Below are 14,337 nucleotides of genomic sequence, written 5' to 3' on the forward strand. Positions count from 1 at the left end.
CTCACACGCGCTGAGTTGGAGGAACAGGTTAGTCCACAACTTGCCGAACTGAACGAGACTCAGGGCAGTAGTTTCTCATTCGAGGACTACCTCACGGAGTCGCTGCTGACGGGAACGATCGAGACCGTCGCCGGAGACTGATTCAGAGGCCCTTTGCTAACCCTCCGGCGCGCGCCGAGCACACCCGTTGACGCTTTACGGACATTCCCTTTCGACCATAACTCGGCGTCTTCGACCCTCGAATGACTAGACCGGTAAGACTGGCACCCCACTCAGCAAGAACACGGAAGCGCAGGCAACCTACCATGAACGCCAGGTACGCGTCGGACGAGAACACTCCGCCGGCCGATCCCGACAACCCCTCCGACCGATGGGACCGGAACAGCTATAGCCGCAGGTTTGCCCACCTTCACCGCACCAAGCTATGCAGCGAGGTCGACGATCAGCGTCGCGAGCTCAAATGCGTCCACAATGACGAGCGCTAGTTTGTACTGGCCCTAGAGGCTAAGTACGTGGCTGGCCTCAGAGTGCGGGGCGGGGCGGGGCGGCGGTGGCGGTTGCCGATTTCGCGCCAGCCACCGCCGGCGGGAATCTTGCCCATCTTTTTGAGTTCGACATGCACGAGATCACCGGGGCTGTTGGTGGTGATGCGACTGATCATGCGCCCAGTAGAGCGGTCCAGCCAACGCAGATGGACCAGGCCGTCGAGGGCCAGAAGCACATTCCCGAAGTGGACGAAGTCAGAATAAGGACACGGGCGATGCGCGCCGGCCCCGGTTGGCGGAAACCCGAGAGTTGACAGTGCGGGTCGGTGTGCGGATCGGGCTGCTGCTCCGGTTAATCACCCCGTGGACCAGTCACGTCCTTCGGCTTTCGTGCTCGACCCCCGTGAGACCGGGGCACTCCTAGGCACACGACCGAGCACGTACACAAGCTAGCCGCCCTCAGCCCGGCTCTCGAAGGGTAGAAAGGCGTCAGTGCCGCTCATTTAGACGTGGCCGATGGGCGAAATCTTCACGGCGACAATGAGGACGATCCCTGCGATGACTAAGCGCGCTACAGCGTCCCCGCGATCCTACCGAAGGGCATTGTGTCGAACAGTAATCCTGCCTACCGCAAATGTCGACAGAATCCGCTGATGCGTTTGTCTCGGCAGATTTCGGTTTCCCGGTTCGCCAAAAGGAGTCCCCGGTCGTGCGGGAGCTTCGTCGAGCAACTGCATCAACCCGGGTCTGGCCAGCATCAGGAGCCCGTGTGTCGCACGGGTGCACGTGACCGCGAGCCTGCCGAACGCGGAGTTGAACTCGTTCAGATCAGTAGCTCCGTTGAGCGGGTGGATAGCGACAGTTATTCCGTTGGTCTGTCCTTGCCACGAGTCGACCGTAGAGGCGACCAACTCAGTTTCCGACAACCCGAACTTTTGCCGCAGCCGATCGACCATGTCTTCGGCGTCGTCGACAGCCTGGTTCCGTGTCGCTAGGACGACCACGAGTGGATCGCCCTCGCTCTTCCCCGGCCGCGCCTTGGTCACGCGCCGAGTTGGAGTGCCAGCCGAATCGTATTCCCTTCGCTCGAGCGAGAACTTGGATGACAGGAGCTCCTCTAGGAGACGCTCGATCACGCCGACCAGCGGGAGGTCAATATCTGCAGCTTCTGCCACCGGCAGGCCATTAACCTCAAGGAGTGTCGGGACGCCAGTACCCACTTGCGTCCAGATCGACAGCGCATCCCCTGTTAAGCCATCTGCATGCAACACCCGATCACCGGGTGCTGCCACACAATTGAGAGTGTCCCATTCCGGGTAAAAGGCCCGCCAGAGGTCGAGTTGTCCGGCGGCTGGCCGCCAAACTGATGGGAGCTCCCTAGCCCACGTTTCTTGGTCATCGACATAGTCAGTTGGCCAGGCCCTATACGGGTTATGGCCTGGGTCTCCACGCCAGGGGTTGTCGCCGACTTCGAGCGGAGGCAACTGTCCGACGTCGCCGACCCCGACCGTGAGGGGTGCAGCTTTGGCCACCTTGTCGAAAAGGTAGTGCGGAAGTTGCCAGGCCTCGTCGACGAAAAGGACATCAAACGCTGACGAACCACAGTGAGCAGGGCCGAATGTCGATATCTGGCGAGTCAATTCGTTGATCGCGCCGAGCTTATGGCTTGTCGAAACAATGACTTCGCAGGATGCAGGGATACTAGTAGTAGACGTCGCCACTTCAACGCATCGGTGGGCCTCGTCGGGGATTTCGTCCCATCGCTTTGCAGAGACAAACAAACAAACTTTCCGCTTTCCCAGCCGATTTCCCAGCGCGATTGCCAAAGGATGAATCTGCTTATTGGTGAACGCGACCACAGCCACTCTCTGGCAACTCGGATGGTCAACTGCGTTACTCACCAGCTCCTGAAGTGCGAACGACTTCCCCGCGCCGGCAGCAGCCTTCAGAAGCACGCGTTTCACATCAAGGCTTCCAGTAAGGCTGTCGCGCAGAACGCCGACCGCCTCTTTCGTGATGGCAGCATTACCTGCTGCAGCTTGAGCATGATGAACGCGGGTACTGCCGCCATCACCGGAACTCGGTATCGAGAACGCAACTGTCACAGACTAGTCCAAATCATCGATTGTAAGAGTGTCAGGAACCGCGCTGACAGAGCTCTGGACCGCATCTCCAGTCGTAGCGCGGCGGGGCGACACCTCAAAGGCATCACCGTCGATGACTGGGGGCCAGGTTTCGGGATTGAGCTCACCGTTTGCGCGGCGCCGCGCCAATTTGTCTGACCATTCCGCCTCATTGATATCGTGGGGCTTGCAACACCATTGATGCACCTGGGGGGATTCGCTATAACTGCTGTTCGTGCATGCGGGCGTGGGCGCCATGTTGGTGTCAGGAGTCGGCCGGGTGATGTTGAGGTGGGTATTCCGCTTGTTGTCGCAAAACCAAGAAAAGTCCGCGACCACAAGCTCGTCATCAATATCGACACTCGGCGAGTTTGCCGGGGTCCACGTAAATCGGCTCGCAGCCGGCGTCTCAGCGATCGGCCCGATCGCGAGGCCACCGATCTTGAAGCTTCCCTTCTGATGGTCAACGGAAACGCCGCGCTGCTCGACACAAGCATGATCCCCGTTGTGTAGGAGAACAATTCGCGCGCCGTCGCCGATTCTGCGCGATGCGATTTCTAGGGTCAGTGGGTGAATCCCCACTACTCGAGCGAAGGCCACCTGCCGGTTCCCGGGATCTCGGGCCAGGTCGCGAGCAAACTGCTTATTCGATAGCGAGAGTAACTGAGCTCGGCAAATCCCATCACTTTCGATTACTGGAACCAAGGAGTTTCTCCAGTGGCGATAGGTTCGGCCGAAGCGTACGAGGTCGGATGCGCGGAGTTCTAGGCGCCGTCGCCACACCGCTTGAGCATCGCCCTCGATCGCGCGATAGGTCTCAAGCAGCGAGGAGTCATCGAATTCGTCCAACACCGTGAACGTGCGGTCGAATACATCCTGTTTGTAGTCAAGTTCCTGCCCTACAAGACGTCGATAACTTTGAAGGTTCTTTCTCGCGCGCTCTCGACTCGATTGCCGCCCGAAACCTGTTTGAGCGGCGTGGATCGTGTCGGATTGACCACTGGTGAGCCGCGCTCCTGGTGTGTGTGCAGACGCCTCAATCTTGTCCTCGACGTCTCGGGAATAAACCGTCCCGTCGATTAACGTCTCTGCCCAAGAGAGCAGATAGTCAAGACGAAGAGATGCAACGGCGGGGCCGCCGGTGACCACATGCCCCGCGAGGACCGATCGTAGATCCACGACGGGCGACCTCAGTGTGACTGCGCGTGAACGGTCTTCCTCGAGTAGAAACGACACAGCAATGCGTTCGTCGTCGGTGAGGGCCGCGGGTATCACTGCGGGCTCGCCGTTGAAGGTGAGCGGCTCACGACCGGCCTCCACGTCTCGGGTCCAACGTAGTCGGCTCAACTCGACCCCGGCGAGGTTGTCTGCGATCGAGACGAGGACGTCAGCGGTCGGTTGGTCGGGCACCACAAGATGTATAGGGCTAGGGGCGTTTGGGTTCTCTTTCTGCTGCGTAGCCATCGCAAGGTCGATCTGACGCCCTATTGTTCGCATTAGGCGTCGTCGCGTCTCCGGCGATTGGGGGTCGTCGAAGACTGTCTTCGACCAGGCAGTCGACGCCTCAGAAGTTTGCCGGGCAATGGAGACGCCGTAGACGCCGAGCGCAGCACTATCTGACTTTGCGATTGCAACGTACACATTGCCAGGGAGGCCAATCGGATCCGTACGGCGCTGACCCGTCACTTCGGCACGACCCGTGATTGTCGCCTTCACATTTGCGTGAACAGAAGCGGGCGCCGTCGTCTGCGCCTCCGAGTTGCCAAGTAGCGGCACTAACAGTGCGTGATGATCCTTCGGGATCCCTAGTTCGACCAACAGATCGGATCGGTTGGATGATGTTCGAAGTTCATGGCGACAGTAGGCAAATAAAGTGCAGGTAGTACAGGTCGACGGATCGAACTTCGCTCTCAAGTGCTCAACGTAATCACTTACGTCCGTCGCCTTCTTGTAGGCCGATCGGCTCGACTCAGCGATACGTTCGGCGACCCGCATTCGGACCTCTTCTCGGTGGTCCTCGAGAAGCTCAACAACCGCCTCCGGCTGGAGGAACGCGTTTCGTGGCACTGCTAGCACCCCGTGGGTGTGGACTGCCATGTCGGTTGGAAGTCGCGACCACTGAGCGGCGGCCTCGGCACCAAGTGCAACTTGAAGGAACCCCTTAAGGAGCCGGCTGTCCTCAATCTTGCTTCGAACCCGTTCGTAATCCTTCGCGTCGCCCATGATCAACCAGGACCGATCGGAACCTGGCTGCGGCGCAACGATTGCGAAGTCAGGTTTGACCTCGGATGCGTCAGCGCCTTCGAAGCCCGGAAACGGCAGCGCCAAGGCATGGATGAGGGTTACCGCATTCTCTCCGCTCGCTCGGATGTGCGCTTCGTCGAGCAACTGCGCGGTCTTCGTGTTGCTGACGTCGGCATTCACCGTAATGACTGCACTGGGACGGGCGAGGCCTAGGCGGCCCACAGCTGTCGTCGCCACTTCACTCGCAAATCGTCGATCACGCACAAGCCTCTCGAAGGTCATCGCGCGCATCCACCGTGCCTCTGGAATCCGGCCTGAATCGTCGGCGAAACCGATCTCTCGAGCGAGAGCACGGCGAGTGCGACCCGTGACCAGTGGATCAGTACCTCGAAACCTTGGGCAGGCAGCGTGCGACGACGCAGCAACTGCACTCGACCCGCCACCCAAAGACGCCTGAGCCATTCGCTCCTTCTAACTACGTTGTGGACTGCCAGCCTGACACTACTTGGCTGGACCGACAGGCGAACGAGTTAACCGTCGTGGTGACGAAACGACATCACTATCGGACTAACGAATGCCGTAGGAAGCAGCGGCGCCCGGCGTAGACCGTGACACGGAGAAGCCGACTGAGACTCACCGCAGCGCGCTACCTACGCACGCCATGCCCAATGCTAAAGCGAGGATCGCGACAAGGCCTCGGACTCGGGATAGACAGCTTGCCCGCCAGCTAACGGAGTGTTGCTACGGCGCGCTTCCTGGCCGGGGTCGACACAATTCAACTACGTCGCACGTCGAGCACTTGGGCGCAAAGGTCGAGAGCCGCGGCAACTCATTCTTACGAAGCTTCTCACCCGCCGTGCGTATCCGTTCACGTACGTCATCGAGCATGTGGTCGTCCACTTGGTCTCGATGGCTTTTACCACCAGCATCAAGGTTCAGCACTTCCACGACGTCAGCGTTCTCGCCTGTTAGCTCCTCGTACCCGAGCGCGTACACGTGCAACTGATCCCGAGTGACATCCTCGTCCTGGGCTCGCTCGGTCGACTTGAAGTCGACAATCGCCAACTCGTCGGTATCGAGCTTCCGAATCAAGTCGATGCGGCCATCGACCGTGATCCCGGGGGCGATGTGCACTTGAATCTGCTTCTCGGAGTGCACAGTGTTCCCGATCGCGCTTCCGTGCAATTTGAAGTAACGTTTAACCGCCTCGGCCGCAGATCGCTCGAGGTTGCGCCGCAACTCAGGGTAGGCAAACGGAGTATGTAGATGTCTGTCAACCAAATCTGTGGCGTCATCTGCTGTCATGATCTCGCCTTCGGTCGCCTTCTTGTGTACTTCCGACAGCGCATCGTGAAGGCCTTTTCCGTATCCGAGCGCCTCATGTAGCGGTGCGTTGAAGCCGTAGAGGAATCGGAGCTTGAACTCGTAGGGACACTCGAACAGGTACTTCAACTCCGAGAACGACAGAGTTACTTGAGGGATCTCGTGGATGGCTCGAGGCTCGAGGCGCTCACCCGGGATCGGGCTAGTGCTCGTCGACACCCACTGGTTACCGGTGCAGTGGATAAAGAACTCGGACTGTCGCTTGTGGTTGCGGCCAACCCCGGGCGAGAAGGTGACGTTCAGAAACTTCTGTGCCCTGGTCACCGCGACGTAGAACAGGCGCCGCTCGTCGTCCTTCGTCCCCTTGTACCGGTCGGGATCCTTGATCGCCTCTGCCGGGATGACGTGGAACATCGACAGTCCGCCGATTCGCTGGGCCGGAAACCTGTTAGCACGCATGCAGGGTAGGAAGACGGCCGGCCACTGCATGCCCTTCGACTGGTGGACTGTGGCAATGGTGACGGCGTCGGGAGTCGCGTAGCCAACGTCACTGTCCGACTCGGCGTAGTAGTCAGGCGCCTGGTGCTCGAGCCAGCCGGCGAACGTCTTGTATTTCTCGCTCGGCTCGCTCGAGAAGTGGATCTGTTCGAAGTCGGAGATGGCCTGGCTGAACTTCCCCAGTTCGTAGAAGACGAGTTCTCCCCGACCCTTCGGTCCAGGGATTGCCTCTTCTCGGATCTCGAGGGCAGCGAGAAAGTCAAGGTAGAGGCGTTGAATGTTGTAGACCCCCCAACGCTCACCCTTCTTGAAGTCCTTGCCGGCGTCCAGGATCGCCACAGCCGAGGCCCACTTGGCGGGGTTTGGCAGCAAATCGGCCTTTGCCCATAGCTCTCGGAGCAGGCTCGTGTCGATCTCGTTCACCATGTACCGGAAGATGCCGACGCACGCCTTGATCTCGTCCGCGTCAAACAGGCGGTTCAACCCCTTAATCACGTAAGGGATCTGGCGCTTCTTCATCTCCTCAACGATCGGCCCCGCGTCCTTGGCGACCGAGCGCAACAGCACGGCGCAGTCGGAGTACGACAGGCCGCGCGGCTCCGCTCCTGGCTTGTCGGTGAAGGGAACGCCCTGAAGGTGCTTGATCCGATCGCAGATCCAGGCTGCCTCATCCTCAGGGGTGGCAAAGTCGAGGGCCAGGAGGTCGCCTCGCTCCCAGGTCTGGTGACCAGAAGCGACCATCTTCTTTGGAAGACGGTCACCGGTTGGGATCAGCTCGGCTACAGATCGTCCCAGTTCGATGACTCCCTTGGACGAGCGGAAGTTGTCGTTCAGCACGACCTGCTTGACGTCGCGGTGCCGATGGGCGAACTCGATGATGTTCGCAACTTCGCTGCCCCGCCACTGGTAGATCGTCTGATCATCGTCTCCGACGACGCACAGGTTCGCGCCGTACTGGACAAGCCCGCGGATCAGACGCTCCTGCAAAGGGTTGACATCTTGGTACTCGTCGACGACGAGATACTTAATGTCGTCTCGAATGTGCCGCTGGATGACCTCGGCGTTGTCGTCCTCGTCAGGATCGACCTCCAGAAGTTCGACCGCGAGCGCGATCATCGCAGTGAAGTCGAAGTTGGCCTGCCCGTATATCAGCTTGACGTAGGAGTCAAGAGAATCCAGAACCCCGGCTGGGATTAGAGACTCATCGATCTCGTCTTCTCGAAGCGTGCCGAGGACCTGCAGGTAAAGTCGGGAATTCTGCCAGCGCTTGAGATGACTCTGCTTCGTCCCGATTGTGGGGCAGGTGGTGAGTCCGGACTGCTTGCTGTACTTGTCGACGAGAAGTCGTGCCGTGATCTCGGTCAGTACCGAGTACTTGAACGTGTCGGGCACTAGCCGCTGCAGGAGGTCGAGCGTGTACCCGTGCATGGTGCCGATGTACATCTCCGCGAGGCCGGTGACCTCGCCGCGCTCCTCCTGCAGGATGCCGAGCACCCGCTCCTTCAGCTCGGCGGCTGCCTTCTCCGTGAATGTGAAGGCAATGATGTTGCGCGGTTCGACTCCGGGCTGCCCCAAGATCCTCGCAATCCGTTGGGAGATCACCTGGGTCTTGCCTGAACCAGCGCAGGCGATGATCTGCAGGGGCTCGTCGAGCGTATCGATCGCGACCACCTGATCGGCCGTGTATGTGGTCGTCAGACCTTCTGTCACTACTTCCCCTCACTGTCGCTCATGCCCACATCAGCACCGCCGGTACTACACCTCGAACACCTTCATGACCTCGTCGCCGTAGTCGTTGACGACCTTGACTGCGATCTTGCCCTTGGAGGGCTTGGCGAAGGGCCGCGAGACAGTCTTGTACAAGGACTCCCAGGCGTCAGGGTCGATGTCTGCCTTTAGAGCCGTCTTGAGTCGCTTGTATGGATCGTTGCCACCCGTGAAGTAGCAGTGCCGGACAAAGAACGACTCCTCGTTGTAGTCGGTGTCGATCATCCAGAGCGCGATTTGGCCGGTGTCGTTGCTCCGGATCTCCCCCGTCGTGGGGTCGTAGATATCGACCCCCTTAAGGTCGACGATGTACCCCTCGTCCGTAGAACACAGGTCAATATCGGGCTCGCCAAAGACGGTGAATAGGTTGCCCGATCCAGTCTTCTTCAGTTCCTCGCCCATGAGGAGATCGGCATTCATGCGGACCATTAATACTGGAAGCCGGCCGACGTTTCGTGCTCCTTCGATCTGAGCGAAGCCCTCGTCGGAAGCTTCGATTGTGAAGCCGTCCTCTTCCGTCACGTTGGTCACCTGGGGATCGAACGCGAAGCCAAGGACGCACAGCAAGTCGACGTCGCCATCACGGATAGCTTCCCGAGCGGCGTCCTTCACGTACTTTGCGCTGACCGTGCCGTACTGCGGCCCGATCGCTATACCGATCCGACTCGGTGAGGCGTGTTCCCCGTTCGAGATCTGCTGGCCGATGGCCTGGATGTACTGGCCCGCATAGGTCTCGAACGTCTCGAACTTCAGCTTCTCCGCCCGCTTGCCGTTTTGGATGCCGGCTTTGGCGAGGTTCTCGAGGATCGACTGCTCAAAGTTCGGACCGTCCGCTTCCCTGCCGGCATCTCTCTCGGACATGGATTCCGGCGCATCACCGAACGACAGAGCCCGGTGCGGGCTGAGTGACTCAACAGTGAATGGGCCGGCTACGCGGACCTTCCTGGCGTCCTCGAACGGCCTGTCAAACAGCGGCTCAAACTCACCGTGCCGGCGGATGGCGGCCTGCGCCTCGCCCAAAGACATACCCTCGCGAATGTCCGGGTTGTTCGCGATGGACTTAAGCATGATGTGGGGCACTCTGTTGTATACGAACCCGTGCCGGATGTCGTTCGAAACCCGCTCGCGGTTGGCGTCGACGGGGCCCAACTCATGCTCCTTGCGTCGGCCCTCCTCACTGTCGGCAAGCAGGTACCACGGAAAGCGAGCGCCCATGACGCGCTGTCGCGCGAGTGCCAGCGCGACACGCGAGGTATCCATCGTGATCCACCTACGGCCCCACTGCTCTGCGGTCACGGCCGTGGTACCGCTCCCGCACGTGGGGTCGACCACGAGATCACCCGGGTCAGTCGTCATCAACATGCAGCGCTCTACAATTCGCGCATCCGTCTGCACGACATAGGACTTGTCATCGCCGAAGCCTGCCCACGTGTCAGTCCAGAGGTTGGTTAAGTACGTCGCGGGGAAGTCATCGAGGTAGCGCACGTACCGCAATGTCTTGCCCGAAGGTGCGAGGCGCTTCGCAGCCTTCAGTCGCGCCATCCCTTCCCGGTTGGTCTTCCACCCACCGGTGGACGGCAGGTACGTGGTCCCCCCGAGCTCAACAGGAAAGACTGTGGTCTGGCCAACACGAGTCGTCTGCGAGGTCATGATGGTGAGTTGCACAAGCCTAGAGCTTGGATCGACAAGCTCCTCTTTGGTTGCGGCGCGCACAGTTCCGTCCGACTGCTGGATGAGTCGGTACGCATCCGCCGTACGATCCGCGCTCCCCTTCACCTTGAACAGCTGGCGGTATTTCATCGACTCGGCGTCCCTGGCATACCAGACGATGAAGTCATTCACTGCGGCAAGCGCAGTCGTACCGCCCGCAAAACTGCCGGCGCCACCGGTCTTCTGAACCGTGATCAGCGAGATGAAGTTGTCGGCTCCGTATACTTCGTCCATCAACGAACGCACCAAGTGCACGTTGTCGTCACCGATCTGCACGAAGCAGGACCCCGACGAGGTCAGTAGATCTCTGCTCGCAATCAACCTATCCCGCAAGTACCCCAGATACGAGTGGATGCCAAGTTCCCACGTATCGCGGAAAGCCTTGATCTGCTCGGCCTCTCGCGCCGAATCCTCAAGCTTGCCATCGCGGACTGTCCTGTTCCGCGCGGAGACCTGCCAGTTCGAACCGAACTTGATGCCATACGGCGGATCGATGTAGACCATCTGCACCTTGCCGCGTAGGCGCTCGCGATCTGCGAGAGACGCCATGACCTGCAGGCTATCGCCCAGAATCATGCGGTTGGACCATTTCGCCTCATGCTGGTAGAAGTCCACCTGCTCGAGTTCGTCCAGACCGTCGAAGGTGTCGAAGAGAGCCAGTTCCGGTTCAGCTTCGGGGCGAGCCGTAGTGCAGCGGAGGTTCTCGACCAGTACACGCGGGTCGATCTTCTCTTGGATGTAGATCGGTGGAGCATCCGCAACAAGGTCAGAGTCGGTGTTGTCAGCCTTGTCGTCGTCCGGGTATTTGCCTCGCCAGACCAACTGGGGGTCGAGGGTATCGTCGCGCTGATAGCGGACCTCGCGGATGGCCTCGATCTCGGGGGTCACGAAATCTTGGGCGTCGACGGTGGGAATATTCTTGCGGGTCTCGCCGTGCTTGATCGAGTCGATCGGGGTCGGGCCCTTGGGGGTCTTACGCGCCACGAGCGCTCCTTGAGGTGTAGGTGTCAGCGTTCGTTTCGGCGAAATCAAGAAGGTCGGGATCGCCGATGATTGGTTTGTCGCCGTACAGGCTTTGGATCGCGTCTACCAGCCTTCTCTTGAACTGGTCGGGATCCGTCATCTCGATGTAGGCCCAGCGGCCCCATCCGCCGTGATTGTTGACAGCCACGCACCAAGAATTTCTGGCAGTCTCTGCCTTCTGGTTCGTCGGACCGGGACTCTTCTGACTGCCGGAAATCTCGATGATCAGGGTCCGCTCTACGTCATCATCCGTGCGCTTCAGGCGGACCAAGAAGTCGGGGATGTAGGAATGGCTGCGGCCCTTGTGGACGTACGGGATGGAAAGTCCTAGCTGGTCGTTCTTGACAAACGCTGCGACGTTCGAGTCAGCCTCGAGGATCGATGCCATCCGCTTCTCCCATGCGTTCCCCTCGGGACCGTTCCCATCGAGCGTCACGTGCGAGACCTCGGACTTTTCAACTGGGACGGTTCGCTTTCGCGTCACGAAATCGACGTCACCGGTCGACCCTTCCGGGTCGAATCGGTTGATCATCGGCCGCAAGCGCTCGCGACGGTTTCCGGGCAGTCGGAGGATAGCGTTCCACACTTGCTCGGCGGCAAGAATCTGAGCCTGAGTAATGGTCACGAGGAACCCCAGCGAGTATCCATCATGGACGACGACTTTCCTGTCGATCCATTCCAAGCAGATGCCGACGAGCTTAGGGAATAGCCACGGCCGCTTGTCACCTGCGCGAGTGAAGTGTTGGTCGAGGATCCGCTTTGAAAGCCGGAAGGCGACTTCCTGCTTTCGGTACATCGCCGGGTCACCCTCTTCGAGTTCCTTCTGGCCGACGAGACCACCCAGCTCGACCCACGACGGGACCGTGTCCTTGCCGATCGGAAACTCGGGTGCCTCGTCGAAATCCGGGTAGATGTCCTCGTCAGGGATCTCGACGCGGTAGCCGTCGAGCTTCGGGAAGCCAATACGCAGTTGCTCGCGTCCTTCAACAGCGCGAACGTGGACAGCGGGCTTTGGCGGGGCGGGCTCCCCTCCTGCAGGCTCCCCTGCCACCAATTGGAACGGAATTCCGTAGACGTTCGCGTACTCGGGCTCGAACCTGCCGGTCTCGGCGCTCACCTCGTAGGAGCGACGACGTAAGCCTCGGCCGACTACCTGCTCACAGAGGAGCTGGGACTTGAACGCTCGCACCCCCAGAATGTGAGTCACGGTGTTAGCGTCCCAACCTTCTGTGAGCATGGAGACGCTGACGACGCACCGGATGTCGGCCCCCAGCTTGCCGGGCTTGCCCACCGTGTTCATGACTTCGCGCAGCAGATCCTCGTCGGTTAGCTTCTCGACGTCGGCACCCGGATTGGTCTTCCGGTACTCGGCCTTGAACTGAGCAATCTCGGCACCAACAGCGTGCTTGAAGTCCGCCTTCATGGCTTCACCGGACTCAATCTGCGCGGAGTCGATCAGGATCGTGCGCGGCTTGGGCAAGGGGCGGCCGTCAACGACGTTACTCAGAAGCGAAAGCTCGCCAGTCTTGTGGGCGATGACCTCGTCGTTCTGGACAAGCTCTTCTCCCGCTATCCAGGTGTAGACGAGCTTGCTGACGACAGTGTTCGGGCAGACGACAATGAAGACTGGTGGAGTCTCGCCGTAATGCCTGAGGTTCGTTTCCCAGTGCCTGAATGCCTTCTCGTAGGAGCGATGCAGGCTCCGTAGCGCAGCCTCGAGTTCCTTCGGCGGCGCCCAATCAGTGATCGCATCCTTGGCAGCCCTCTTCGGCAGCTCCTTGCCCACGAAGTCCCAGAGCTTAAGGTAGACAACGTGCTCGGTCTCGGCGTCGTCGTCGACCGGAGTTCTCGGCACCTTGACGATGCCGGACTCGATGGCGTCCATCAGCGAGAAGTCGCTGACAACCCACGGAAAGATGTAGCCCTCCGCGTAACCCGAGCCAGACAGGTAGAAGGGAGTCGCCGAAAGGTCGTAGATTTGCTTGATCCCCACGTACTTCGCGATCGCGCGCAGTCCGTTGAACCATAGGCCCGCCTTCTCGTTGGCTTCCTTCTCCTCGCCGGTCTCCTTGCCGGACGACATAGGCTTGGCGACGTAGCAGTGGTGCGCTTCGTCGTTGAGAACCATGATCTGCTGGTTTTTGCTGGTCTCTGTAACGCCCAGACCGCGTAGCACGCGGCTGACCATCGCCTTCGGAGACTCCTTGAAGGGGTCGCTCGCCTTGTTGCCCTTCAGCAGGAGACGAGTGTTCTTAGCGACGCCCTTGATTTCTTTGGCGTCTTTGAGCTGGAAGGCATGAAAGTTAGTGATGACGATGCGCGCGCTCGCCATGCCACCCTTCAAGTCAGAGGGGATCAGGTTACGCAGGTCGTAATAATTACCTTCGGTCTCGGGCAGCAGAACGTTGAGGCGGTCGCGAATCGTGATGCCAGGAGCGACGATGAGGAACCGGTTGGTAAACCGTGCGTCGTTCGGTGACTGCGCCTTGTTAAGGGTCTGCCAGGCGATCAGCATCGCCATCACGATCGTCTTGCCGGCGCCCGTCGCCATCTTGAGGGCCGCCCGTGGCAACCCGTCGTTGTGGACCTCGTTCTCCGGCTCCAGCCGCTTACGCCAGTCGGCGTAAGACGGGTGCCTGCCGGCGACCTCGGTTAGAAAAATCGCGGTCTCGGCGGCCTCACGCTGAGCGAAGATTACCCTGTTCTCGCGGTTAGGATCAGCCCAGTGCTGCAGGAGCTTGCGCGTGATGGGGGTGACGCCGTCGTAGTGCCCACTCGCTCGCCACTTCTCCACGTCACGTCGAATGTCATTGATCAGGCTGTTCTTCTCGCGCCGCTCGCCAGTGAGATCGAAGTCGAAGCCTCCTTGCTCCGAGCCGTCGGCCCCCCTCTTGCCCTTTCTGGTCACCGCAATCGGAATGAAAGATTCGCTCGGTCGTCGACCATCGATGATCGCGCCGGTCGGACCTGACGTTCCGATCTGGTAGTGCCGATCGGGAGCGTCGTAGGGCCCGTTCAGGATCGGGTTTCCGATGCCACTGCTCAACGCAAATTACCTCGAATCGTCATGGGGGAACCATACCGAGGCAGGGGGCTGCTTCAAAGGAGATGCACCGCAGTTTCAGAGCGTGTCCCAGATCTCCTGGCAGATCTTTGCGAAAGGG

General features: G+C 59.9%; 6 protein-coding genes. 1 reads left to right on the top strand and 5 read right to left on the bottom strand.

Going from position 1 to position 14,337, the window contains the following annotated elements:
* Positions 1-550 precede the first annotated feature (550 nt).
* A complete protein-coding gene (locus M4D77_RS14175) occupies positions 551-799 on the top strand; it encodes a hypothetical protein (RefSeq protein ID WP_226513314.1) in 249 nt (82 codons plus the stop codon).
* A gap of 276 nt (positions 800-1,075) precedes the next feature.
* Here M4D77_RS14175 and M4D77_RS14180 read toward each other — a convergent pair whose 3' ends face one another.
* The 5 genes from M4D77_RS14180 to M4D77_RS14200 form a co-directional block, all read right to left on the bottom strand.
* Complete coding sequence (locus M4D77_RS14180) at positions 1,076-2,590, bottom strand: AAA family ATPase (RefSeq protein WP_226513313.1); 1,515 nt, start codon at positions 2,588-2,590, stop codon at positions 1,076-1,078.
* Between the two features lie 3 nt (positions 2,591-2,593).
* Complete coding sequence (locus M4D77_RS14185) at positions 2,594-5,134, bottom strand: hypothetical protein (protein WP_259936468.1); 2,541 nt, start codon at positions 5,132-5,134, stop codon at positions 2,594-2,596.
* A gap of 459 nt (positions 5,135-5,593) precedes the next feature.
* Positions 5,594-8,383 (bottom strand): ATP-dependent DNA helicase, encoded by a 2,790-nt coding sequence (locus M4D77_RS14190; RefSeq protein ID WP_259936469.1) that lies wholly within the window; start codon positions 8,381-8,383, stop codon positions 5,594-5,596.
* A gap of 45 nt (positions 8,384-8,428) precedes the next feature.
* On the bottom strand, positions 8,429-11,134 hold the full coding sequence (locus M4D77_RS14195) for a site-specific DNA-methyltransferase (protein WP_259936470.1): 2,706 nt from the start codon (positions 11,132-11,134) through the stop codon (positions 8,429-8,431).
* On the bottom strand, positions 11,124-14,219 hold the full coding sequence (locus M4D77_RS14200; RefSeq protein WP_259936471.1) for a BPTD_3080 family restriction endonuclease: 3,096 nt from the start codon (positions 14,217-14,219) through the stop codon (positions 11,124-11,126). The genes M4D77_RS14195 and M4D77_RS14200 overlap by 11 nt, the downstream gene beginning before the upstream one ends.
* Positions 14,220-14,337 lie beyond the last annotated feature (118 nt).

Source organism: Gordonia sp. p3-SID1431 (genome assembly GCF_025143765.1).
GTDB lineage: Bacteria > Actinomycetota > Actinomycetes > Mycobacteriales > Mycobacteriaceae > Gordonia > Gordonia hongkongensis.

Coding starts and splice junctions, on each gene's coding strand:
- M4D77_RS14185 (WP_259936468.1), bottom strand. CDS start 5,134: ATGACCTTCGAGAGGCTTGTGCGTGATCGACGATTTGCGAGTGAAGTG.